At 69.5% G+C, this 23,491-nt stretch carries 15 protein-coding genes; 5 read left to right on the top strand and 10 right to left on the bottom strand.

Annotated features, from left to right (window positions below):
• Nucleotides 1-137: 137 nt before the first annotated feature.
• From AC10V3_RS29600 to AC10V3_RS29575, 6 genes are all read right to left on the bottom strand, one after another.
• The gene (locus AC10V3_RS29600; protein WP_022538930.1) at nucleotides 138-2,672 is read right to left on the bottom strand and encodes a glycogen/starch/alpha-glucan phosphorylase; all 2,535 of its coding nucleotides are present in this window, start codon (nucleotides 2,670-2,672) and stop codon (nucleotides 138-140) included.
• Nucleotides 2,673-2,808: 136 nt separating this feature from the next.
• Nucleotides 2,809-5,079 (bottom strand): 4-alpha-glucanotransferase, encoded by a 2,271-nt coding sequence (malQ, locus tag AC10V3_RS29595; protein WP_490923848.1) that lies wholly within the window; start codon nucleotides 5,077-5,079, stop codon nucleotides 2,809-2,811.
• Entirely contained in the window at nucleotides 5,076-7,316 is a 2,241-nt protein-coding gene (glgX, locus tag AC10V3_RS29590) for a glycogen debranching protein GlgX (RefSeq protein WP_490923847.1), read from the bottom strand. The genes malQ and glgX overlap by 4 nt, the downstream gene beginning before the upstream one ends.
• The gene (gene glgB / locus AC10V3_RS29585; RefSeq protein ID WP_490923846.1) at nucleotides 7,313-9,595 is read right to left on the bottom strand and encodes a 1,4-alpha-glucan branching protein GlgB; all 2,283 of its coding nucleotides are present in this window, start codon (nucleotides 9,593-9,595) and stop codon (nucleotides 7,313-7,315) included. Before glgB ends, glgX begins: the two co-directional genes overlap by 4 nt.
• Nucleotides 9,592-12,948, bottom strand: a complete 3,357-nt coding sequence (gene treS, locus AC10V3_RS29580) for a maltose alpha-D-glucosyltransferase (protein ID WP_490923845.1) — start codon at nucleotides 12,946-12,948, stop codon at nucleotides 9,592-9,594. Before treS ends, glgB begins: the two co-directional genes overlap by 4 nt.
• A 21-nt stretch (nucleotides 12,949-12,969) precedes the next feature.
• Nucleotides 12,970-16,377, bottom strand: coding sequence for a maltotransferase domain-containing protein (locus tag AC10V3_RS29575; protein ID WP_490923844.1), 3,408 nt, complete (start codon nucleotides 16,375-16,377; stop codon nucleotides 12,970-12,972).
• A gap of 377 nt (nucleotides 16,378-16,754) precedes the next feature.
• On the opposite strand from AC10V3_RS29575, the gene AC10V3_RS29570 reads away from it, so the two are divergent.
• The 4 genes from AC10V3_RS29570 to AC10V3_RS29555 all read left to right on the top strand — a co-directional run bounded on the left by AC10V3_RS29570 (nucleotide 16,755) and on the right by AC10V3_RS29555 (nucleotide 19,136).
• Entirely contained in the window at nucleotides 16,755-17,054 is a 300-nt protein-coding gene (locus AC10V3_RS29570) for a hypothetical protein (RefSeq protein ID WP_051370027.1), read from the top strand.
• Between the two features lie 118 nt (nucleotides 17,055-17,172).
• A complete protein-coding gene (locus AC10V3_RS29565) occupies nucleotides 17,173-17,619 on the top strand; it encodes a PA2169 family four-helix-bundle protein (RefSeq protein ID WP_022538923.1) in 447 nt (148 codons plus the stop codon).
• Nucleotides 17,620-18,296: 677 nt separating this feature from the next.
• Entirely contained in the window at nucleotides 18,297-18,845 is a 549-nt protein-coding gene (locus tag AC10V3_RS29560) for a BON domain-containing protein (protein WP_022538921.1), read from the top strand.
• Between the two features lie 12 nt (nucleotides 18,846-18,857).
• Nucleotides 18,858-19,136 (top strand): BON domain-containing protein, encoded by a 279-nt coding sequence (locus AC10V3_RS29555; protein WP_022538920.1) that lies wholly within the window; start codon nucleotides 18,858-18,860, stop codon nucleotides 19,134-19,136.
• An 82-nt stretch (nucleotides 19,137-19,218) separates the two neighbouring features.
• Here AC10V3_RS29555 and AC10V3_RS29550 read toward each other — a convergent pair whose 3' ends face one another.
• Nucleotides 19,219-19,440, bottom strand: a complete 222-nt coding sequence (locus AC10V3_RS29550; protein WP_022538919.1) for a DUF2188 domain-containing protein — start codon at nucleotides 19,438-19,440, stop codon at nucleotides 19,219-19,221.
• A gap of 186 nt (nucleotides 19,441-19,626) precedes the next feature.
• Between AC10V3_RS29550 and AC10V3_RS29545 the strand changes: the two genes are divergently transcribed.
• A complete protein-coding gene (locus tag AC10V3_RS29545) occupies nucleotides 19,627-19,935 on the top strand; it encodes a hypothetical protein (protein WP_022538918.1) in 309 nt (102 codons plus the stop codon).
• Between the two features lie 57 nt (nucleotides 19,936-19,992).
• Here AC10V3_RS29545 and AC10V3_RS29540 read toward each other — a convergent pair whose 3' ends face one another.
• From AC10V3_RS29540 to AC10V3_RS29530, 3 genes are all read right to left on the bottom strand, one after another.
• Nucleotides 19,993-21,339, bottom strand: a complete 1,347-nt coding sequence (locus AC10V3_RS29540) for an MFS transporter (protein ID WP_022538917.1) — start codon at nucleotides 21,337-21,339, stop codon at nucleotides 19,993-19,995.
• Nucleotides 21,340-21,480: 141 nt separating this feature from the next.
• Entirely contained in the window at nucleotides 21,481-21,705 is a 225-nt protein-coding gene (locus AC10V3_RS29535; RefSeq protein WP_022538916.1) for a DUF2783 domain-containing protein, read from the bottom strand.
• Nucleotides 21,706-21,738: 33 nt separating this feature from the next.
• The gene (locus AC10V3_RS29530; RefSeq protein ID WP_041681810.1) at nucleotides 21,739-23,466 is read right to left on the bottom strand and encodes an FAD-dependent oxidoreductase; all 1,728 of its coding nucleotides are present in this window, start codon (nucleotides 23,464-23,466) and stop codon (nucleotides 21,739-21,741) included.
• Between the last annotated feature and the right edge of the window lie 25 nt (nucleotides 23,467-23,491).

Below are 23,491 nucleotides of genomic sequence, written 5' to 3'. Positions count from 1 at the left end.
CCAGCAGAACGCGCATCTGGGCGCGGCTTGCGGGCAGGGGCGCGGGTGCGACGCAGGCTTTGTTACATGGGCAATTGTAGAAACTACGCGAGCCGCCGGCACATGCGCCAGCGCACGTTCGCTGCGCCGTCGCATGGTCATGCCGCTCGCGCGCCCGCTTCCACGTCCCCGGGCGTGCCGCTGGCGCTGTGCAGCAGCCGCACCGGCACCGATTCGACCTTCCAGATGCGCTCGCAATACTCGCGGATCGCCCGGTCCGAGGAAAACCTGCCCGAGCGTGCGCACGACAGCACTGACATGCGCTGCCAGCGCTGCGGATCGGCAAACACATCCGATACCAGTTGCTGGCATTCGATATACGAGGCGAAGTCGGCTAGCAGCAGGTAGGGATCGTGCTGCATCTGCGGATCGAACAGCGGGCGGAACAGCGTCGGGTCGCCGCGCGAGAAGAAGCCCTGCTGGATCAGGTCGATCACCGCGCGCAGTTGTGGATTGCTGTGGTAGTAGGCCGCGGGCTCATAGCCGCTGGCGCGCAGCGAATAGACCTCGGGCGCGGTCAGGCCGAACGGGAAGAAGTTGTCGTGGCCGACGGCCTCGCGCAGCTCGATATTGGCGCCGTCCATGGTGCCGATATTGAGCACGCCGTTCATCGCGAACTTCATGTTGCCGGTGCCCGAGGCTTCCTTGCCCGCCAGCGAGATCTGCTCGGACAGGTCCGCCGCCGGATAGGTTTGCTGCCCGTAGGTGACGTTGAAGTTGGGCAGGAACACCACCCTGAGTCGGTCGCGCACCTGCGGGTCGCGGTTGATCACGTCCGCTACCGAGGTGATAAAGCGGATCATCAGCTTGGCGTACACGTAGCCCGGCGCCGCCTTGCCGCCGAACAGGAAGGTGCGCGGCTGGATTTCGGCGTTGGGGTCGGACTTGATGCGGTGGTACAAGGCGATCACGTGCAGCACCGCCAGGTGCTGGCGCTTGTATTCGTGAATGCGCTTGACCATCACGTCGAACATCGAGGAAGGGTCCACCACCACGCCGGTGGTGTCGCGGATCAGCTGCGCCAGGTCGACCTTGTTGGCGTGCCGCGCGGCCTGCCACTGCTCGCGGAAGCCGGCATCGTCTGCATAGGGTTCAAGCGCGCGGATCTGGTCCAGGTCTGAAATCCAGCCATCGCCGATCGCATCCGAGACCAGCCGCGTCATCCGCGGGTTGGACAGCGCCAGCCAGCGCCGTGGCGTGACGCCGTTGGTGATGCTGGTGAACTTCTCCGGCCACATCGCGTAGAAATCCTTGAGCACGTCCTCGCGCATCAGCCGCGAGTGCAGCTCGGCCACGCCGTTGATGGCGTGGCTGCCCACGCACGCCAGGTTGGCCATGCGCACATGGCGCTCGCCGTGCTCATTGATCAGCGACAGCCGCGCCAGGCGCGATTCGTCGCCGTAGAAGCGGATCCGCACCTCGTCGAGAAAGCGCGCGTTGATCTCGAGGATGATCTCAAGGTGGCGCGGCAGCACACGGCCGAACAGCGGCAGCGGCCACTGCTCCAGTGCCTCGGGCAGCAGCGTGTGGTTGGTGTAGGCAAAGGCATTTTGCGTGATCTGCCAGGCGTCGTTCCAGGGCAGGTCGTGGTCGTCGACCAGCAGCCGCATCAGCTCGACAATGCCCACGGCGGGGTGGGTGTCATTCAGCTGCACCGCGAACTTCTCGTGGAAGCGCGTCACCGGGATGCCGTCGACGGCCAGCAGCCGCAGCATGTCCTGCAGCGAACAGGCGACGAAGAAGTACTGTTGCTCCAGCCGCAGCTCCTTGCCCTGGCTGGTCTCGTCGTTGGGGTAGAGGACCTTGGTCAGGTTCTCGGAGGTGACCTTCTTGCTGACGGCGCCCAGGTAGTCGCCGCGGTTGAAGGTGTGGAAGTCGAACGCCTCGGTGGCGTCGGCGCGCCACAGCCGCAGCGTGTTCACGGTGTTGACTCGGTAGCCCAGGATCGGCGAGTCGAACGGCACGCCCACCACCGTCTTGGCCGGCACCCAGCGCACGCGGTAGTGGCCGCGGTCGTCGGTGTAGTGCTCGGTGTGCCCGCCCAGGCGCACCTGCACCGCCCATTCGGAGCGCTGGATCTCCCACGGATTGCCGTTGCGCAGCCAGGTATCGGTCTTCTCCACCTGCATGCCGTCTATGATGGTCTGCTGGAAGATGCCGTATTCGTAGCGGATGCCGTAGCCGAGCGCGGGGATTTCCAGCGTCGCCAGCGAATCCATGAAGCACGCCGCCAGGCGGCCGAGGCCGCCGTTGCCGAGCCCCGGCTCGACCTCCTGCGCCAGGATACTGTCGAGGTCAAGCCCGGCCGCGGCCATGGCCTCGCGCACCTCGTCGTAGATGCCCAGGTTGATCAGGTTATTGCCCAGGTGCGGGCCCATCAGGAATTCGGCCGACAGGTAGGCGACGGTGCGCGAGGGCTGGCCCAGATAGGCTTCGGCGGTGCTGATCCAGCGCTGCACCAGGCGGTCGCGCACGGTATGCGCCGCGGCCTGGTAGAGGTCGTTCTCGCTGGCGTGGCCGGGCAGCTTGCCCTGGGTATGGAACACGTGGTCCAGGAAAGCGCGGCGCAGGCTGGCGCCGGACAGGGCGGTACGGGTGTCGTCGGCATGCTCGGGCCGGAGGGCGTCCTTCATGGCGGGGCTCCTGCGCATGTTGGTGCGTCAAGCTTAGCGGATCAGGCAATGCGCGCAACGCGGGAAATGGCTACGGCATTGCCGCAAGGTCTGGCAGCCGCCACATGCGCGCCTGGGGGCGCGCTGAGCGGTGCGGCTAGCGGCGCGGCGGGGGATGCCGCGCGCCGTGGCGGCCACTGCGCACGGCTTCGGCGCGGGCGCGTACCTCGGGCGTGTCGGCCAGCGCACGCACGTCGGCATCCAGGCGCCGTTGCCAGTTGGGATGGACACTGGTGGTGCCGGGCAGGTTGGGCTGCTCGGCCTCGCCCAGCAGGTCTTCCAGCGGCACCACGCGCAGTGCGGTCCGCGCCGTGCCCAGCCACGCCAGCACGGCGTCGAGCGGCGCATGGGCCGGGCCCGGCTCAGGGCCGCTGCACAGGCCGGCGTCGCACAGCGCCTGCCACAGCGCGCTGCGTTCGCGCGCGCGGCCGGCGTGGGCCTGTTCGATGGTTTCGCCGGGCGCCAGCAGTTGCAGCCGCTCGCGCCAGTCCAGGTCGCGGCCGGCCCACCAGCCGGCTACCGTGGGCAGGTCGTGCGTGGAGGTGGTGGCGATGGCATCTGCCGGCCACTGGGCGGGTGGCAGGAAGGCCGGGACGGTGTCGTCCGGTTTCCGGACTTCGTCGCCGGTATCGGCCGGTGCACTGTCCTCACTGTCCCCACTGTCCTCCTCGCGCTGGAACCACAGCACGTCGATCCCCAGCACGCCGCGCGCCGACAGCGCCGCATTCAGCTCCGGCGGCACCGTGCCGAGGTTCTCGCCGATGATGATGGCGCGGTGCCGCCACGACTCCAGCGCCACCAGCCGCAGCAGGTCTTCCAGCGGATAGCGCAGGTAGGCGCCATCGCTGGCCGGGGCGCCGGCCGGGACCAGCCACATGCGCGCCAGCCCCAGCACATGGTCGATGCGCAACCCGCCGGCATGGGCCAGGTTGGCGCGCAGCATTTCCAGGAAGGCGGCAAAGCCATGCTGGCGCAACCCGCGCGGCGAGAACACCGCGACGCCCCAGTCCTGCCCCAGCGGGTTGTACACGTCCGGCGGCGCGCCCGCATGCACGCCCGCCAGGATCTCCTGCTGGCGTGTCCAGGCCTGGCTGCCGCCGGGGTCGGCGCCCACCGCCAGGTCAGACACGATGCCGATGGCCATGCCGGCCTCGCGCGCGGCGCGCTGCGCACGCGCCATCCCGTCGGCGGCGATCCACTGCAGGAAGGCGTGGTAGGCCACCTCGTCGGCATGGGCCTGCGCAAAGCCGGCCACCGCGGCATCGGCCGGGGAGCGCAGCGTCACCGGCCAGCAGCGCCAGTCCGGCGCGGCGTTGTGGTTCAGGCCGTTGGCGCTGTCGGCCAGGCGCTGCGCCTGGATCGCCTCGTAGCAGGCGTGCGCGTGCAGCGCGGTGCCGCCGCGCGCGCGGAAGGCGGCGCAGTCATCCAGCGCCGCGCGCGGCAGCAGCGTCTCGCGGCGCTGCCACAGCCACTGCAGGATCGCGTAGCGCAGCGGCGCCAGCGCGATCCAGTCGATCTCGGTGCGCGCCTCCAGCGCGGCCAGCGCCTCGCCCGCGCCCAGCGCGGCGATGGCGGCGTCCAACGCGGCCTGGCCGAACAACGCGGCCGGGTCGGCATAGAGCGGGTTCAGGAACAGGCGGCTGGACGGCGCATACGGGCTGTAGCGCTCGGGCAGCGCGGCAAAGCCCGCGTGCAGCGGGTTGATCGCCACGGCATCGGCGTGCGCGCCGGCCGCGCTCACGCAGCACTGCGCCAGCGCGCTCAGGTCGCCCATGCCGCAGGGCGCGCCGCGGCGCAGGCTGTAAAGCTGCACCGCCAGGCCCCAGGGCCGCGCGCGCGGATCGGTGCCGGTGCGCCCGGCATGGCGCAGGGCATCGGCCACGCCATAGCAGCGCGGCGGCGCCACCGCCAGCACGGTGTGCGCATCGCCCAGTTCCAGCCGGTGGTAGCCGCATACGTCGATGGCGGGCAGCAGCATGGTGCCGTCGTTGCCGCGTGCGCTGTCATCGTTGCCGCGCACCGCGGTGCCGGCGATGATGGCGCCGTCTTCCAGCGTCAGCCGGTATGCGCGTTGCGGCAGCGTGTGGGGCCATGGCACGGCTACCGGCTTGCCGCGTTCGGCGGTGATGAGCGGCGGCAGCGCATGGATGGCATCGTCGGCGGCCAGCCACGCGCGCGAGGCCTCGCACTGGCCGCCGGTGGCGCAGGGCAGGCCGAGGCCGTTGAGCACGCGCCGCAGCGCGTCGTCGGAGACGGCCTGTGGCTGGTTCCAGGCATCCGTCCAGTGCGGCAGCAGGCCAGCGCGCAGCGCCAGCTTCTGCAGTGGCGCGGGGGGCGGCGCGGCGCTGCGGTGCGTACGTCGGGTCATTCCTGTGTCTCCTGCGGCGCGCCCAGCGGCGGACTCTCCTGGTGCGGGCTCTCGCGGCTGCGGGCTGGGGCGGCCAGCAGCACCAGCGAATGGCCCGGCACCGTCTGGCTCTCGCCCACCGCTTCGCCGGCTAGCTCGGACTCGGTGGCTTCGGGCCGGCTGCTGTCGAAGAGCAGGGTCCAGGCCAGCTTGGGCTCGGGCAGCCGGAACGACGCGTCGGCCTCGCCGGCGTTGAGCAGCAGCAGCGTCACCTGCACGGTGCGCGCATCGTCCTCGTCCCCCTCCTCTTCCGGCAGCGAGCCCAGCTGCGGGCGCTCAGGTTGCGGCGGCGGGGCAGCGCGGCGCAGCGCCAGCGTGCGGATTTCCGGGTCGGCCCATTCCTCGGGGGTGGGCGGTTTGCCGTCGGTATCGAACCAGGCAATGTCGGCAATGCTGCGCGCCGGTTCCTGGCGCCCGTGCGCGAAGCGGTCGCCGGTGAGGGCGTGCAGCCGCCGGCGCAGCGCGAGCAGGCGGCGCACCATGTGCTGCAGCGGCTGTGCGCCGGGCGTCTGGGCCTGCTTCCAGTCCAGCCACGATATCTCGTTGTCCTGGCAGTAGGCGTTGTTGTTGCCGTGCTGGGTGCGGCCCCATTCGTCGCCGGCGGTCAGCATCGGCGTGCCCTGCGCGAGCAGCAGCGTGGCCATCAGCGCCTGTGCCACGCGGCTGCGGCGCTCCAGGATCTCGGGGTCGTCGGTGGGGCCTTCGATGCTGCCGTCCGGGCTCCAGTTGGCGCTGGCGTTGTCGTCAGTGCCGTCGCGGTTGTCCTCGCCGTTGGCCTCATTGTGCTTGGTGCTGTAGCAGACCAGGTCGGCCAGTGTGAAGCCGTCGTGCGCGGTGATGAAGTTGACGCTGGCCCACGGGCGCCGGTGGCGCCGGTCGAACAGGTCGGCCGAGGCCGCCAGCCGCGCGGCCAGCTCGCCGCGCTTGCCGGCATCGCCGCGCCAGAAGCGGCGCACCACGTCGCGGAACTTGTCGTTCCATTCGGCAAAGCCGGGCGGGTGGTTGCCGAGCTGGTAGCCCCCGGGGCCCAGGTCCCACGGTTCCGAGATCAGCTTGACGTGGCTCAGCACCGGGTCCTGCATCAGCGCATCAAAGAAGCCCGAGCCCTGGTCGAAGCCGTTGCCCTCGCGCCCGAGCGTGCTGCCCAGGTCGAAGCGGAAGCCGTCGACGTGGTAGCCCTGCACCCAGTAGCGCAGCGAGTCCATCACCATCTGCAGCACACGCGGGTGCGACAGGTTGAGCGTGTTGCCGCAGCCGGTGTCGTTGATGTAGTGACGCTCGTCGCCCGGCATCAGGCGGTAGTAGCTGGCGTTGTCCAGGCCGCGCCACGATACCGTCGGCCCCATTTCGTTGCCCTCGCAGGTGTGGTTGTAGACCACGTCCAGGATCACTTCGATGCCGGCGGCATGCAGGCGCCGCATCGCCACCTTGCATTCCTGCAGCTGCCCGGTGCCCAGGTAGGCCGGTTCCGGCGCGAAGTACGCCATGGTGTTGTAGCCCCAATAGTTGCGCAGCCCGCGCTCCAGCAGGAAGCGGTCCTGCAGGATGGCGTGCACCGGCAGCAGCTCGACGGTGGTGATGCCCATCTGCACCAGGTGGTCGATAAAGCGCGGGTCGCACAGCGAGGCGAAGGAGCCGCGCAGGTTGGGCAACAGGTCGTCGCGCAGCATCGACAGGCCGCGCAGGTGGGCTTCATAGATGACGGTGGCGGACCACGGCACCGCGGGCGGGCGGTCGTCGCCCCAGTGGAAGCTCTCGTCGATCACCACCGCCTTGGGCATGCTCTGGGCGCTGTCGCGCCGGTCCGGCGTCAGGTCGCCGCGCGCGCTCTGCAGGCGGTAGCCGAACAGCACATCCGCCCAGCGCACCGGGCCGCTCAACTGGCGCGCGTACGGGTCCAGCAGCAGCTTGTGCGGGTTGAAGCGGTGCCCGTGCGCGGGATCGTAGGGGCCGTGCGCGCGGTAGCCGTACAGCGTGCCGAGCGCCGCGTTGGGCAGGTAGCCGTGCCAGATCTCGTCGGTGCATTCCGGCAGCGGCAGGCGCGCCAGTTCCTTGCGGCCATTCTCTGAGAACAGGCACAGGTCGATGCGCGAGGCATGCGCCGAGAACACCGCGAAGTTGACCCCCAGCCCGTCCCAGTGGGCGCCCAGGGGATACGGCTTGCCCGGCAGCAGCCGGTCCGCGAAGGGTCGGTTCATGTCGCCGCGCCTTGTGCACCACCATCAACCCGGTCGAGCCGCAGCACCAGCGTGGCCAGCGGCGGCAGCGTCAGCGCCAGCGAGGCCGGCTGGCCGTGCGAGGGCACGTCCACCGCCGTCACCGCGCCGCCGTTGCCGACATTGCTGCCGCCATAGCACTCGGCGTCGGTGTTCAGGCATTCCTGCCAGGGGCCGGCAAAGGGTACGCCGAGGCGGTAGCCGTAGCGCGGCACGGGCGTCATGTTGGCCACCACCAGGACCACCTCGCGGCTGCCCGCCGCGGCGCGCCGCAGCCAGGCAAAGACGCTGTTGTGGTTGTCGTCGCCCACCACCCACTGGAAGCCTTCCGGGCTGTGGTCCAGCGCATGCAGCGCGGGCAGCTCGCGGTAGAGCCGGTTCAGGTCGCGCACCAGCGTGTGCATGCCGCGGTGCATGGGGTGGTCCAGCAGCGCCCAGTCCAGCTCGGCGTCGTGGTTCCACTCCTGCCACTGGGCCAGCTCGCCGCCCATGAACAGCAGCTTCTTGCCGGGGTGGGTCCACATGAAGCCGTAGTAGGCGCGCAGGCCGGCAAAGCGCTGCCACTCGTCGCCGGGCACCTTGCCGATCATCGAGCCCTTGCCGTGCACCACCTCGTCATGCGACAGCGGCAGCACGAAGGCTTCGGACCAGGCGTAGACCAGGCCGAAGGTCATGTCCTGGTGGTGCCAGGCACGGTGGACGGGCTCGTGTCCCAGGTAGCGCAGCGTGTCGTGCATCCAGCCCATGTTCCACTTGAAGTCGAAGCCCAGCCCGCCGCTGGCGACGCTGGCGGTGACGCCGGGCCAGGCGGTCGATTCCTCGGCGATGGTCAGCGCGCCCGGGCAGCGTTCGTGGACCACGGTGTTCAGTTCGCGCACGAAGTCGACGGCTTCCAGGTTTTCGCGGCCGCCGAAGCGGTTGGGAACCCACTGGCCGGGCTCGCGGCTGTAGTCGCGGTAGAGCATGGACGCCACCGCATCCACGCGCAGGCCGTCGGCGTGGAAGTGCTCCAGCCAGTGCAGCGCGCCGGCCAGCAGGAAGCCGCGCACCTCGTTGCGGCCGAGGTTGTAGATCAGCGTGTTCCAGTCCTGGTGGAAGCCTTCGCGCGGGTCCATGTGCTCGTACAGCGCGGTGCCGTCGAAGCGCGCCAGCCCGTGCGGATCGGTGGGGAAGTGCGCCGGCACCCAGTCCAGGATCACGCCGATGCCGGCCTGGTGGCAGCGGTCGACAAAGGCGGCGAAGGCCTGCGGCGGGCCCAGGCGCGCGGTGGGCGCATACAGCGACAGCGGCTGGTAGCCCCACGAGCCGCCAAACGGATGCTCGGTGATCGGCAGCAGTTCGATATGGGTGAAGCCCAGTTCCTGCACGTATGGCACCAGCCGCTCGGCCAGGATCTCCCAGCCGCGTTGCGTGTCGTTGGCCGCGCGCAGCCACGACAGGACGTGGACCTCGTAGACCGACATCGGCGATGCGTAGGGGTTGGCGGCGTCGCGGCGCGCCATCCAGTCGGCGTCGTGCCAGTCGAAGGGCGGCGCGCTCTTGCCGGGCGCGGTCACCACGGAAGCGGTCTCAGGCGGCGGCTCGGTGGCGAGCGCGAGCGGATCGGCCTTGTCGGGCAGCTCGGTGCCGTGCGGGTCGAGCAGGTCGTACTTGTAGCGGCAGCCCGGCCCGGCGCCCAGCGCCGCCGGCACGAACAGCTCCCAGATGCCGCTGGGATGGCGCAGCCGCATCGGGTGCCGCGCCGGATGCCAGCCGTTGAAATCCCCGATCACCGACACACGCCGCGCATTCGGCGCCCACACCGCGAAGCGCACCCCGTCAATGCCGTCCACGCTCTCCCATTGCGCGCCCAGGCACTCGCCGAGCTTGAAGTGCCGGCCCTCGGCGATCAGGTGCAGGTCCAGCTCGCCCAGCAGCAGGCCGAAGGCATAGGGGTCGGCGGCGCACTGTTCGGAGCCGTCGGGCCATTCCACACGCAGCCGGTAGTCGGTGGCGTGGGCCTGGCGCTCGCGCGCGGGCAGGCGCCCGGCAAAGACGCCGCCGCCGTGCAGCGGCTCCATCGGCGCCAGCGGCGTGCCGCTGGCATCGGCCAGCTGCACCGAGACCGCGCCCGGCAGGCAGGCGCGCACCAGCGTGCCGTCGCCATCGGGATGCGGACCCAGTACGGCAAAGGGGTCATGGTGGCGCGCGCCGAGCAGGGCGTCGAGTTCGTGCCCCGGCAGCATGCCCGCGCCGCGGGTGCTTGTGGTGGGGGGGCTCATGGCTGGCCTCCCGGCACCAGCTTGCGCACCAGGCGGGCCAGGCCGCTGACCGGCAGGTCGATCCAGGCGACGCGGTTGGCGGCTTCGTAGTCGACCTCATAGGCCGCGCGCTCGAGCAGGAACAGGTCCAGCAGCGGCTGCAGCTGGTCAGGCGCCACCCACGGCGCCGGCGACGCTTCCATATGCTGCTGGTAGCTGCTCAGGAAGGCGTCGCTGGCGGTGCTGCGGAAGCCCTCCAGCAGCACGGCGCGGCGCTCGGCAAGCTGCGGCGGCAGCTCGGTATGCGTGCGCTCCTGGCGATCGGTGCCCACCGTGGCCGCGGCGTAGTCGAGCGAGCGCAGCAGTCCGGCCACGTCGCGCAGCGGCGAGGTCTTGCGGCGCCGCCAGTCCAGCGGCAGGCCGGGCTCGCCCTCGAAGTCGACCAGATAGGTGTCGTTCTGCGCGATCAGCACCTGGCCCAGGTGGAAGTCGCCGTGGATGCGCGTCTGCAGGCTGCCCGGCGCGGCGGCGGCGAGTTGCTTGACCAGCGCCGGCAGGGCGTCGCGCGCGGCCGCAAGCGTCTGCACGTCGGCCTCATATGATTGCTGTACCGAACCCTGCATGCTGGCGGCGCGCTTTTCCAGCAACGCCAGCGCGCGCTGCAGCGCCTTCATGGCCTGCTCGGCCCAGGCGTGCGCATCTTCGTTGCTGGCGGGCTGCGGCGTGAAGGCGTCGTCGTCGGTGGGCCGCGCCAGCACCGCATGCAGCTCGGCCAGGCGGCGCCCCAGCGTGCCGGCCAGCGCCGCGTAGCCGTTCATGGCCTCGGCGAACTCGTCCTCGCTTTCCTGGGCTGGCAGCGCATCGTCGATGGTGCGGCCAAGGTAGTCCAGGGTCCAGTCCCAGCCGTTGCCCTGGTTGAGGATATAGGCCTGCAGCAGCATCAGCGTATGCGGCACGCCGTCGGCTCCGGTGCGCACCACCTCGCCCAGCAAAGACGCGGCGTGGGCATAGCCCTGCGCGGTCAGGTAGCGCGTCATCTCGGCTTCGGGATGGATGCCGCCGGAGAGCCGGCGCACCAGCTTGAGCACGGCGGTGTTGTTGTACGACAGCGAGCTGTTGGACTGTTCGGCCGACATCCATTCGATCGGGTCGCGCTCCAGCTCCAGCGCGGCCAGGCCCGGTTCGGCCAGGAAGCGGATGGTGTCCTGCCCGGTGCGCAATTCTGCGCCGTTGCGCAGCGCGCGCACCACCTCGCGTGCAAAGGGCTCGACCACGAAGCCGTCGGTGGCCAGTCCCACGCGGCTGCCCTGGCGCACGCGCGCCATCGACAGCCCGTGCGCCAGCTGCGACACGCTGTCTGCGCTTTCGCGGTCCCACAGGATGCCCACCGGCAGCTGGTAGCGTTCGGTGCGTCCGGACAGCACCACCTCGACCTCGCCCAGGTAGACGTCTTCACCACTGGCGCCGCGCGTGAACGGCAGCACGTAGGCCATGCCGACGCGCTCGATGCGCTCATGCTTGGCCCCGAACCAGCGGCGCCGGCTGATGTAGTGCGGCAGCACTTCGGTGGCCAGGATGCGGCGCGAGGCGTCGGTCAGCTCCGGGCGGGCGATGTTCTGCATCACGAGGGTGATCTGGTCTGGCATCTGTTCGGGCGCCTCCACGTGCCACGACGGCGGCAGCGCCTCGTCGCTGAGCACGAACCAGTAGAAGCCATAGGGCGGCAACGTCAGCAGGTAAGTGAGCGTGCCGATCGCGGGAAAGGGGGTGGCGCCCATCATCTCCACCGGCACGCGGCCGTTGAAGGCGGACAGGTCCAGCTCGACGGCCTGCGGCGCGCGCGACAGGTTGGCCACGCACAGGATGTGCTCGCCCTCGTACTCGCGCAGGTACGCCAGGATCTTGCGGTTGCCGGGGAACAGGAAGCGCAGCGTGCCGCGGCCGAAGGCGCGGTGCTTGCGCCGCAGCGCCAGCATGCGCCGCATCCAGTTCAGCAGCGAATGCGGGTCGCGCGCCTGCGCCTCGACGTTGACCGCCTCGTAGCCGTACAGCGGCCCCTGCAGCGGCGGCAGCACCAGTCGCTCGGGATCGGCATGCGAGAAGCCGCCGTTGCGGTCGGGCGACCACTGCATCGGGGTGCGCACGCCGTCGCGGTCGCCCAGGTGGATGTTGTCGCCCATGCCGATCTCGTCGCCGTAGTAGATCACCGGCGTGCCCGGCATCGAGAACAGCAGGCTGTTCATCAGCTCGATGCGGCGGCGGTCGCGCTCCATCAGCGGCGCCAGCCGGCGGCGGATGCCCAGGTTGATGCGCGCGCGCCGGTCGGTGGCGTAGACCTCCCACAGGTAGTCGCGCTCGCTGCTGGTCACCATCTCCAGCGTCAGTTCGTCATGGTTGCGCAGGAAGATGGCCCACTGGCAGTTGGGCGGCACCTCCGGGGTCTGGCGCATGATGTCGGTGATCGGGAAGCGGTCTTCGCGCGCGATCGCCATGTACATGCGCGGCATCAGCGGGAAGTGGAAGGCCATGTGGCATTCGTCGCCTTCCGGGTCGGGGCCGGTCAGGCCGAAGTACTGCTGCGCGTCCTCCGGCCACATATTGGCTTCTGCCAGCAGCATGCGGCCGGGGAAGCGCGCGTCCAGGTGGGCGCGGATATGGCGGATGACGGCATGGGTCTCGGGCAGGTTCTCGTTGCTGGTGCCTTCGCGCTCGACCAGGTAGGGCACCGCGTCCAGGCGCAGCCCGTCGACGCCCATGTCGAGCCAGTAGCGCATCACCGACAGCACCTCGTTGAGCACCTGCGGGTTGTCGAAGTTCAGGTCCGGCTGGTGCGAGTAGAAGCGGTGCCAGAAGTAGGCGCCCGCCACCGGGTCCCAGCTCCAGTTGGACTTCTCGGTATCGCAGAAGATGATGCGGGTGCCGGCGTAGGCCTGGTCATGGTCCGACCACACATAGTAGCGCCGCGCCGCCGAGCCGGGCTTGGCGTTGCGCGCGCGCTGGAACCACGGATGCTGGTCGGAGGTGTGGTTGATCACCAGCTCGGTGATCACGCGCAGCCCGCGCGCGTGGGCCGCGGCGATAAAGCGGCGCGCGTCGGACAGCGTGCCGTAGTCGGGGTGGACGTTGCGGTAGTCGGCGATATCGTAGCCGTCGTCGCGGCGCGGCGACGGGTAGAACGGCAGCAGCCAGACGGTGTCCACGCCCAGGTTGACCAGGTAGTCGAGCTTGGCCAGCAGGCCGGCAAAGTCGCCCACGCCGTCGCCGTTGGCGTCGTAGAAGGACTTGATGTGGAGCTGGTAGATGACGGCATCCTTGTACCAGAGCGGATCGGCGTTGAGCAGGGCGGCACTGCCGGTTTCGGTGAGGCGTTTCATCCGTGTCTCCACGTATGCCTGTCAGGCGCCGTGCGGGTCGGTGGATGCCGGTGCTGCCGCGGGGCGGGGCGCGGGCCGCTCCAGCGGGCGCACATGCCAGACCGCGAAGGGCAGCTGCGCCGGGTCCAGCCGGATGCGCTGGTGCTTGCCGCGCAGCTCGAAGTGCGCGCCGCGCATCAGCTCCTGCACCGCCACCCGGGCATGGTCGGGCAGGCCCCATTCCCACAGCGGCAGTTCGATATCGGCCTCGTGCGCGTGGCGCGGGTCCAGGTTGATTGCCACCAGCAGCACGTCGTCGCCGAACAGGTAGTCCGTGCCCGGCACGAAACGCGCGAACCACAGCACCGCATCACTGCCGGCGTGGTAGAAGCGCAGGCCGTTGTTCTGCAGCGCCGGGTGGCTGTTGCGGATCTCATTGAGGCGCGAGATCTCGGCGACGATATTGCCGGGCTGGTGCCAGTCGCGCGCGCGCAGCTGGTATTTCTCGGAATCGAGGTATTCCTCGCGCACCTTGCCGTCCAGCACGAAGGGTGCGCTCTCGCACAGCTCGAAGCCGCTGTACATGCCCCACAGCCCCGACAGCATGGTGGCCAGCGCCGCGCGGATCAGGAACGCGGGGCGGCCGCCGTGGTGCAGGAAGTAAGGGTTGATGTCGGGCGTGTTGACGAAGAAGTGCGGGTGGAAGAAGTCGCGCAGCGGGCCCTGGGTCAGTTCGTTCAGGTACTCGGTCAGCTCCCACTTGGTGTTGCGCCAGGTGAAGTAGGTGTACGACTGGCTGAAGCCGAGCTTGGCCAGGCGCGCCATCATCTTGGGCCGGGTGAAGGCCTCGGCCAGGAAGATGGTGTCGGGGTGGTGCGCGCGGATGTCGGCGATCATCCATTCCCAGAACGGCAGCGGCTTGGTGTGCGGGTTGTCCACGCGGAAGATGCGCACGCCATGGTCGGCCCAGAACATCACCACGTCGCGCAGCGCCTGCCACAGCGCGGCGCCGGCGGGCGGCGCGGCGTAGAAGTCGACATTGACGATGTCCTCGTACTTCTTGGGCGGGTTCTCGGCGTAGCGCAGCGAGCCGTCGGGGCGGTGCGCGAACCATTCCGGGTGGTCGCGCAGCCACGGATGGTCGGGCGAACACTGGATCGCGAAGTCCAGCGCCAGCTCCAGGCCATTGGCTGCCGCTGCATCGAGCAGGCGGCGGAAGTCGTCCAATGTGCCCAGCTCGGGATGCAGCGCGTCGTGGCCGCCTTCCTCGCCGCCGATGGCGTAGGGGCTGCCAGGATCCCCCGGTTGCGCACGCAGGCTGTTGTTGCGGCCCTTGCGGTGGGTGCGGCCGATCGGGTGGATCGGCGTGAAGTAGAGCACGTCGAAACCCATCGCGCGGATCGCGGGGAGTCGCCCGATCACGTCGTCGAAGGTGCCGTGGCGCTGCTCGTCGTTGCTTTGCGAGCGCGGGAACAGCTCATACCAGCTGGCGTAGCGTGCGGCAAGGCGGTCGGCCTCAACCGGCATGGCCACCGGGTGGCGCGAGACGAACTGGCGCCCGGCGGGCGTGGCCATCACCGCGTGCACGGCGGCGGCGGTGCGCCGCGACAGCAGTATCTCCAGGCGGCGTTCGTCATCGCCGGCGGCTTCGGTCAGTTCATCGACGATGGCGGATAGTTCGCTGTCCGCGGGGGACTTCCCGGCGTTCTTCCTGCCATTGCCTTTCTTGCCATTCTTGCCGGCGGGCCGCAGCAGCATATCGGCCACCAGCCGCGCGCCTTCTTCGATCTCCAGCGCCACGTTGAGGCCGGCCGCGCGCTTCTTGCTGATTTCGTCGAGCCAGCTGGCGTAGGCGTCGCGCCAGGCTTCGACGGTGAATTCATGCCGGCCCAGCGCCACCAGCGGGAAGCTGCCTTCCCAGCGGTCGTTGATCACGGGGTGCAGCGGCGCCTCGTGCCAATCGGACTCGCCGGGCGCACGCCACAGCACCGCCGCGGCGAGTTTGTCGTGGCCATCCATCCAGATATCGGCGCTGACCGTGACGCGCTCGCCGACGACGCGCCGCACCGCGAAGCGGCCGTCGTCGCAGGCGGGTTCGACGCGTTCGATGGCGATGCGCGGCGCTTCCATCGCCGCCACCACGCTGCCCAGGCCGGTGGCCGTCAGCGTTTCATGCCCGTGCGGCTCGCGCGCATCGCGGCGCGGCACGCCGGGGCGCGTCAGCGGCACCGGTGGCACTTCATAGAGGCGGATATCGGCTGGCGCGAGCGTGATGCTGGCGAGCGCATCGAGCCGGCTGGTGGCGTCGAGCGTGCCGCCCGGGCCGCCCGGCGAGGCTTCAAGGTGCGCGCTGGGATGCGGCAGCGCGCTCAGCACGCGGTCGGCGCCGAGCGTGCCGGGTGCCATCGGGTCCGGGTTGAGCACCACGGCCAGTGCCGCGGCGCCATTGGGCAAGCCCGGTGCGGTCTTGCCGTTGCCGGCACCCGGCATGCCGCAGGCGCCATTGGGTGCCGGCAGCCGGGCGAGTACCGTCAGCGGCGCGTCGGGGCCGCTCAGCAGCCGCACCGACAAGGCTGGCGCGGGGTTGCGGGCGGCCAGCCAGGAATTGGCTTCCAGCAGTTCGTGCGTGATGTCGTAGGGGGCGCCATCGTGCGCAGCCCCGTCGGGCGCCAGCGGATCGCGCGCGAGCGCACCGCCGGTTTCGAATCCCGCCGGCACCAGGATGCCGTCGCCGATGGCGGCGGCGGTCCATAGCGCACGCCGCGCGCTGAGCGCATCCTGGCGGGACGGCGTCAGCGCCGGCGCGGCCAGTACCCGGCCAAAGCGGCGCAGGCGCGCGATTTCCTCGGTCAACCACGTGCTGCGGAAATCCCACCACGGCAGCGAGCAGAAGGCGGCGTCGAAGCCGGCCGGTGCCAACTCATCCAGCTGGGCGGGGTTGAGCCCGGGCGTCCAGGCCAGGAAGCGCGGCGTACCGCGCGCCTGTTCCGGCTCGGCGTCGTCGCGCAGCGTCGCAGTCAGCGCGGCCCACCATCTGCCAGGCACGCGCGCCGGTGCGCGGCAGCAGAATCCCGCCGCACCCGCCGCCCACGCCATGCGCAGTTGCGCCGCCCACCACTGCACCAGCGCCTCGGCCACTTGCGGGTCGTGCCAGCGCAGACGCGCGCCGGGGATGTGGTTGTCGGTTTCGTGGGGGGCGAAGGCGGGCGCGCTGGTGTCGATCCAGCGCGGGTCGGCGGCACTGTCCGCGCCGTCGGAGGTGAAGCGATCCAGTGAGAGATCGAGCAACGGCGCCAGCCCATGCCGGGTGCACGCCGCGAGAGCGTCTTCGCCGGGTAGGCGCGGCCAGCCGCCGATCAGGACGTGGTCGAAGCCCAGCGCCGCCACGCGTTGCAGCGCGTGTTCATCGGCGTCGGGCGTTCCGGTCAGGTCGATCTGGCAGATCCGCACAAAGTCCTCCCGGGGTTTCGCTCCGCTGGAGCAACAATGCCCCGCCCGGCGCCTTGTGGCCAGCCGGCGGGATGGCACAGCCATGCGAAGTGCGTGCCAGCACGCCCGGGTTTGCCTCAGTCAGTGTCGACGCAAGACGGTTCAAGGGCAAGCCCTGGATCGAGTCATGTGCGCGATGCGCAACCGCTTGTAAAAAATGCCCGCGCCATTCTTGCCGATGGAAAGAACGCGCAAGCAGATTGACGCGCGGCGGCAGGGGGCGCACTGTCCGGTACGCTTCTTGCCCTTGTTCGTCGGAAGGTGCCAACGCAACCCACGGGCGCCGGCGTCAAGGCGGGTCGAAGCGAACCGATCAACACGGCATGGAGCGCATGCGCATGGACTGGTGGCTGGAGGCAACACAATGGCCGGCGATGGTGGTGACGGTGATCGCCACATGGCTGGTCGGATCGCGCTCGATCGCGCGGCGGCGCGCTGGTTTCTGGGTGTTCCTGGCGAGCAATGTGCTGTGGATTGCCTGGGGCTGGCATGGCAATGCGTACGCGCTGATCGTGCTGCAGCTGGCGCTGATCGCCATGAACCTGCGCGGCATGCGCGAGGCGCGCAAGGCGTGGGTGGCGGCCTCGCACCGCGCGTTTTCCGCAACTGGTGCCAGGCGGGACGGGCACCTATCCTAGTCTGACCCTGGCGTGCGGGGCGCGCGGCAAGGACCGGTAACAAGGGACAACCGCCGGCGGGCAGCCGGCCCTGATCGATGACTTCACGGGTCCGGCCACGGACCAGGGCAGGTGTGCCATGGCGAAGAAAAAGGTCCTGTTGCTCAATGCGCTGATCGCGGCCTCGCGCGAGGGCGAGCACGGTTGCCGCCGCGCGGCCATGGCCGCCGCCAATCCGCACCTGAAATCGCTCTTTACCAGCCGCGCCAATGCGTTTGCGCTGGCCGCGCAGGAGCTCCAGGCCTGCCTGCTGGACCTGGGGCAACAGCCGGAGGCTGTGGCCGTGCCGGCCGCTTCCGCAGCGTCGGCGGGGATCGGCAAGCGCAACTCGGATCGCGCCCTGCTGCAGGCCATCAGCAAGGGCGAGCACGCGGTGCAGCGCCGCTATGCGCGTGCGCTGCGCGCGCATGTGCTGGGCGCGCGCCTGCGCGCGGTGGTGCGGCGCCAGTACCGGGGCATGCAGGTCAGCCATGAGCTGTTCCGGGTGCTGCACGAACGATACCGCTCGCCGCGCACCACGCCTTGACGCGGGGCGCCCGCATTTCTTACAAAGATTCGAACGAATTGCACGCGCAGCGGGGTGGGATCCCAGCAGGGCATTGAACTTGCGGGATGGCCTCATCGCTTCCATGCCTTGCGCACCGACACCCGCGCGTGGGCGCGCGCCTGCGCCGGTGCCGCTACAGCAGCGCCCCGCCCCGCGCCGCGATGGCGTCCATCTTGCATGCCAACGGGCTACCAGCGTGTATGGAGACACAGTCATGCCCGAGCAGCCGCCCAAGCCGCAGCGCCACCCTGGCGACGCCACCGACGTCCGCAAGGGCCAGGTGACCATCCCGCTGCCGCGCGAGACCTTCCGCCAGCGCTTCCTCGCGCGCTTTACGGACCCGGCCTACCGGCAGGAGGATGCGACGCTGGACCGGCTCGAGCGCATCGGGGGACGCGTACGAGCAGGGCCGCAAGGCGCCGCGCAAGCACAGGGCCGGGCTATGCCGATCCCGCCTATGTATCGGCTATTACCAGCCTTACGCCCACCAGCCATGCCGAGCTGTACCGGGACAGCGGCGTACAGGGCGAAGTGGACAACGTGGCGCGGGCGCTGGCGTGCGCGGTGCGGCAGTTGCGCGCGGACGAACTGCGCAAGCCCGACCGCGGCCTGGTGCCGCCACGGTAGAAGTAATGCCAACTGCAGGGGAGACAGCAATGGACCGCAGGGACGAGCGACGAGACCACTGGCGCGACGAACCGTGGCATGAGAGTGCGGTGCCGGAAACCGACATGCGCAGCCACTACGTGGGGCCTTATGGGGTGTATGACTACGACAAGCCGGTGGATCCGGGCGAGTTCGACGCGGCCCGCGGCGCGCGGCGGCGGTGGCCGCGCGAGATGCCGCCGGAGCACCGCCGCGCGCCGCAGGGCGGGGCCGACCCATACCGGCAGTTCACCGGCTACAACGAGCGCATGGGCCTGTACCACGGCGGCCCGCAGCGCGCGCGGCCGGTCGGCCCGCGCAACTACCAGCGCCCGGACGAACGCATCCTGGAAGACCTGTGCGAGCAACTGACATGCAGCGCGCGGCTTGACCTGAACGACGTGGAGGTGAAGGTCGAGCAGGGCGTGGTGACGCTGCAGGGCAGCGTGCCGGATCGTCAGCAGAAGTACCGGATCGAGGATATCGCCGATGAAGTGTTCGGCGTGAAGGAAGTGGCCAACCACCTGCGCGTGCCACGGACCGGCACGCCGGTGTACTGAGCGAACGCACCCATGCAAGATCCATCGACCGGACCGGGCGACGCCGGCGGGGTGCAAGGCACGACGCAGGCCGATGCCGCGTTGCAGGCCACGTTGTGCGAGCGCTTGTGGGACGCAGGCCTGGACGTGAGCGAGGTATCTCTGCGCGTGGCGCAGGGCCGCGTGACGCTTGCAGGCGCCATCGGCACTGCGGCCGACCGCGCTGCGGTCGAAGCCTGCGTGCGCGGGTGCGCCGGGGTGGGCGAGATCGTCAACCACATCCACATCGCGCCGGACCGCACCGGCGGTTGATTGGCCAATGCGGGACGGCTGCAGGCGGCGCAGCGATATGACTATCCGGCTTCTGAGGGCAGGCGTTAGCCCGGTACGGCGGTTAGCCCGGTATGGCGCGCGGATCGCGCCCGAAGCTGTTGCGCGAACGGATCTGGCCGTCGCGGCCGTGGACCAGCAGTTCGACGTGTTCGCGCCGTGCTGCGGTCGTGCCGGCCGCGATCGCCTCTTCCTGGGTGGCATGGTGCGATTCCGCATAGCGGGCGCCTTCATGGATCACATCCCAGCCATCCTGGTGCGGCACGACGTGTAGGTTGGAGCCCATTTGCCGTCTCCTCGACTGTTAGTGCCTTTATTGTGGCCTATGTACCGGCGCTGTCTATCCGGCGGCGTCTGACAAGCTGGCAAGGGCAGCAAGCCCCACTTTATGACGGAAATTACTGGTTATTTGCCGGGCCTTTTGTAAGCTCCTCTTGTAAGCTGACTCGGACCGTAATAAGAGGAGCGGACCATGCGAGCGAGATTTGCCAGGGGACTGACCCAGTCGCCGGTGACCGTAGTGGCCCGGGCGTTCGACGGAGAAGCGGTGCAAGCCCCCCAGATTGGCGACCTGGTGACCGTTTATAGCCAGGACCAGGACACCGAATTCAATATCCGCCTGTGCGAGGCGGTCGAGCCTGGCCGCTGGCGCGGCGTGGTCTACGCCATCGGCCGCGGCCAGGATGTGCTGGTCACGGCCGAAGGGCTGGAGATCGACGATGTGGTCGAGGTGATGCGCGAGGAAATCGCCTCCGTCATCCCCTGCGGCCGTTCCCACTGAAAGTCGCGCCCCACGGGGGCGCGGACATCCCGCTTCTGAAGGCACCCGCGGCGCGGCTCAGGCCCGCGGCGCGGGGAGCCTTGGCACGCCCAGCCACATCGCCAGTCCGCTGGCCAGCAGCAGTGCGGCCAGCAGGTACAGCGCGTTGTCGAGACTGCCGGTCTGGGTCTTGATCTGGCCGATCACCCACGGACTGACGATGCCGCTGGTGATGCCGATGCTGCTGATAAAGGCGATGCCAGCAGCTGCGCCCGCGCCCGGCAGGTAGCTGGGCGGCAGCGACCAGAACACCGGCAGCGCGGCAAAGATCAGCACCGCGGCCACCGACAGGATCGCCAGCATCGCAGCCAGGCTGGACGGGTGCAGCGTCAGCGCGGCCAGCGCCAGCGCGCCGCCGGCCGTGCACAGCAGGAAGTGTCGATGGCGCTCGCCGGTGCGGTCCGAGTGGCGCGCGATCAGAATCAGGCCGACCGCGCCCACGGCATTGGGCACCACCGAATACAGGCTCACCGACATCACGTCGGTAATGCCGAAGTCCCGGATCATCAGCGGCATCCAGAAGCTCAGCGCGAGCGAGCCGCAGGTCAGCGAGAAATAGATAAAGGCGAACAGGTACACGCGCGGGTTGCGCAGCACCTGGCGCAACGCGTGCAGCGAATGGCCGCCGGCATGCGACTCGCTGGCGGTGGCGCGCGCCAGGTGCGCGCGTTCGCTGTCGCTGAGCCAGCTCGCTTGCTGCGGGCCATCTACCAGGCAGCGCGCCGCCACCAGCCCGAGCAGCACCGCGGGCGCGCCTTCGATCGCGAACATCCACTTCCAGCCCTGCAGGCCGAGCACGCCGGCCATGTCGCGCATGATCCAGCCCGACACCAGCCCGCCCAGCACGCCCGCCACCGCCACGCCGGCAAAGAAGATCGCCATCACCGCGGCACGGCGCCGCGCCGGGAACCAGTAGGTCAGGTAGAGCACGATGCCGGGGAAGAAGCCGGCCTCGAACACGCCCAGCAGGAAGCGCAGCGTGTAGAACTGCGTGGGCGTGGACACCGCCATCATCGCCACCGAGGCAATGCCCCACAGCACCATGATGCGGGTGAAGGTGCGCCGCGCGCCGAAGCGCGCCAGCAGCATGTTGCTGGGCACTTCGCACAGCACGTAGCCAACATAGAACACGGCGGCGCCCAGCCCGTACATGGCGTCGCTGAAGCCAAGATCCTGCTTCATCTGCAGCTGGGCGAAGCCGATGTTGATCCGGTCCAGGAACGACACTACGTAGCAGACGAACAGGAATGGGATGATGCGCAGCCAGACCTTGCGGTAGAGCGCGTCTTCATCGTGCGCGGCCAGTGTGGCGGGGGGCGATAGGGTGGATAGGGACGAAAGATCCCCTGAGACCGGATGGCTCATGAACGTTGTCTCCGTACGGTGATGGCTGCGGCGGCGGGCAGCCGTGGGGTTCCGCCAGCGGGCGGCGTCTGGCGCGCGTTGGCCCGGGTTGGTGCGAGGAAAAGAGCGGGGCGGGCGCGGCATGGCCGCGCCCGCGGCAGGTCAGGCGGGGGCGGTGGCCGGCATGTCGGCCACGCCTTCGCGCGCGGCCTGCAGCGCGGCCATCAGCACGTCGTGGTCGCCGATATGGTTGGCCAGCAGCAGGATCAATTGAGCGTTGGCGGCCTGGCTCTGTGCTTCGTCGAGGTCGCGGTGCATCTCGATCAGTGCTTCGTAGAAGTCGTCAGGACGCGCGAGGTTGGGCTGGGTGTTGAGGATGTTGGGCATGGTTGTCTCCGCTGTACTTCTGTCCGACGCGTCTCAGGCGGCCATCTGGCCCGGCGCCGCCCGCAGCCCGGCGCCGGTGGCGCGTGCCAGCGCGGCGCGGAGCGCGGCAGGGTCGGCGCGGCGCCAGCGTGCGCACACGTGCTGGTCCGGACGGACCAGGTAGCAGGTGCCCGGCGTGGCGCCGTAGCGGGCGGCGGCCAGGCCCTGGTCGTCGCGTAGCACGGTGGCGTTGGAGCAGGTCATCACTGGCTGCGCGGCATCGGTGATGTAGACCAGCCGCAGCGGCACGCCGGATTGCTTCAGCGCGGCCAGGTCGGCGAGGATGCCGGCATCGATCGCTTCGGGGTTGCCGAACAGCAGCACGGTAAAGTCCTCGCCCAGGTGCGACAACAGCCAGCCCTGGCCTTGCATACCGGACACCGGGGCATCACAACAGACAGCGCCGGGCACCATGTTGCCGCTGTAGCCTTCGGCATCGTCACCCGTATTCAGCGGCGAGCCACGCAGTACTGCGGGCACCGACAGCCGGCCGCTGTTGACCAGCCCGCGCGCAAACGCATGGCGCTTGGACAGCGTCAGCACGGCATCGCGGAACACACGGCTCACTGCGCTCTTGGGCGTGATGAAATCCGTGGCGCGGGTGGAGTTGAGGATGTTCTCGTCGGCGGCGTATTCGCGCTCGTTGGCATAGGTGTCCAGCAAGGTGTCGGCGGCATGGCCCTGCAGCACATAGGCCAGCTTCCACGCCAGGTTTTCGGCATCCTGCACGCCGCTGTTGGCGCCGCGCGCGCCGAACGGCGACACGCCATGCGCCGAATCGCCGGCGAAGAGGATATTGCCGTGGCGGAAGCTGTCCATGCGCAGGCACGAGAAGGTGTACACGCTGACCCACTCCAGTTCGAACTTCACGTCCTTGCCCAGCAGCGCCTGCACGCGCGGGATCACGCGTTCCGGTGTCTTCTCCAGCACGGGGTCGGCATCCCAGCCAAGCTGGAAGTCGATGCGCCAGACGTTGTCGGGCTGGCGGTGCAGCAGCACCGACTGGTTGGGGTGGAAGGGCGGGTCGAACCAGAACCAGCGCTCGGTGGGGAAGTCCGCTTCCATCTTCACGTCGGCGATCAGGAAGCGGTCGCGGAAGGTGCGACCCTTGCTGTCCAGTCCGAGGAGCTTGCGCATCGGGCTGCGCGAGCCGTCGGCGGCGACCACGTAGCGCGCGGCCAGCGGATAGCAGCCTTCGGGCGTTTCGATGGTCAGTACCACATTGGCGTCCGGCGTGCCTGGCTGGCGTTGTTCCAGCCCCACCACCTTGTTGTGCCAGCGGATCTCGATATTGGGCAGCGCCTGCGCGCGCTCCAGCAGGAAGCCTTCGACGTAGTACTGCTGCAGGTTGATAAACGCCGGGCGGCGGTGGCCGCTCTCGGGCAGCAGGTCGAAGCTGTACACCTGCTGGTCGCGCAGGAACACCTTGCCGACGTTCCAGCTCACGCCCTTGTCGACCATGCGATCGCCGCAGCCCAGCCGGTCGAAGATATCCAGCGTGCGCTTGGCAAAGCAGATCGCGCGCGAGCCGGTGGACAGCGTGCAGTCGTCATCGACCAGCACCACGCGCACGCCGCGCTGCGCCAGGTCGATGGCGGTGGCCAGGCCGATCGGCCCGGCGCCCACCACCACCACCGGGTGGATGGCCGGGTCGGCCCCTGCCGATTGTTCCGCGCAGGGCTGGTACTCGAACGACAGCCGCTGGTAGTCGATGCTGCTCATGCTTGTGTCTCCATCCACGTCTTTG

The sequence above is a fragment of the Cupriavidus sp. PB-02 genome, assembly GCF_058252315.1.
The sequence above is the reverse complement of the archived record's forward strand: the minus strand, read 5'-3'. Positions and strand labels throughout refer to the sequence as shown.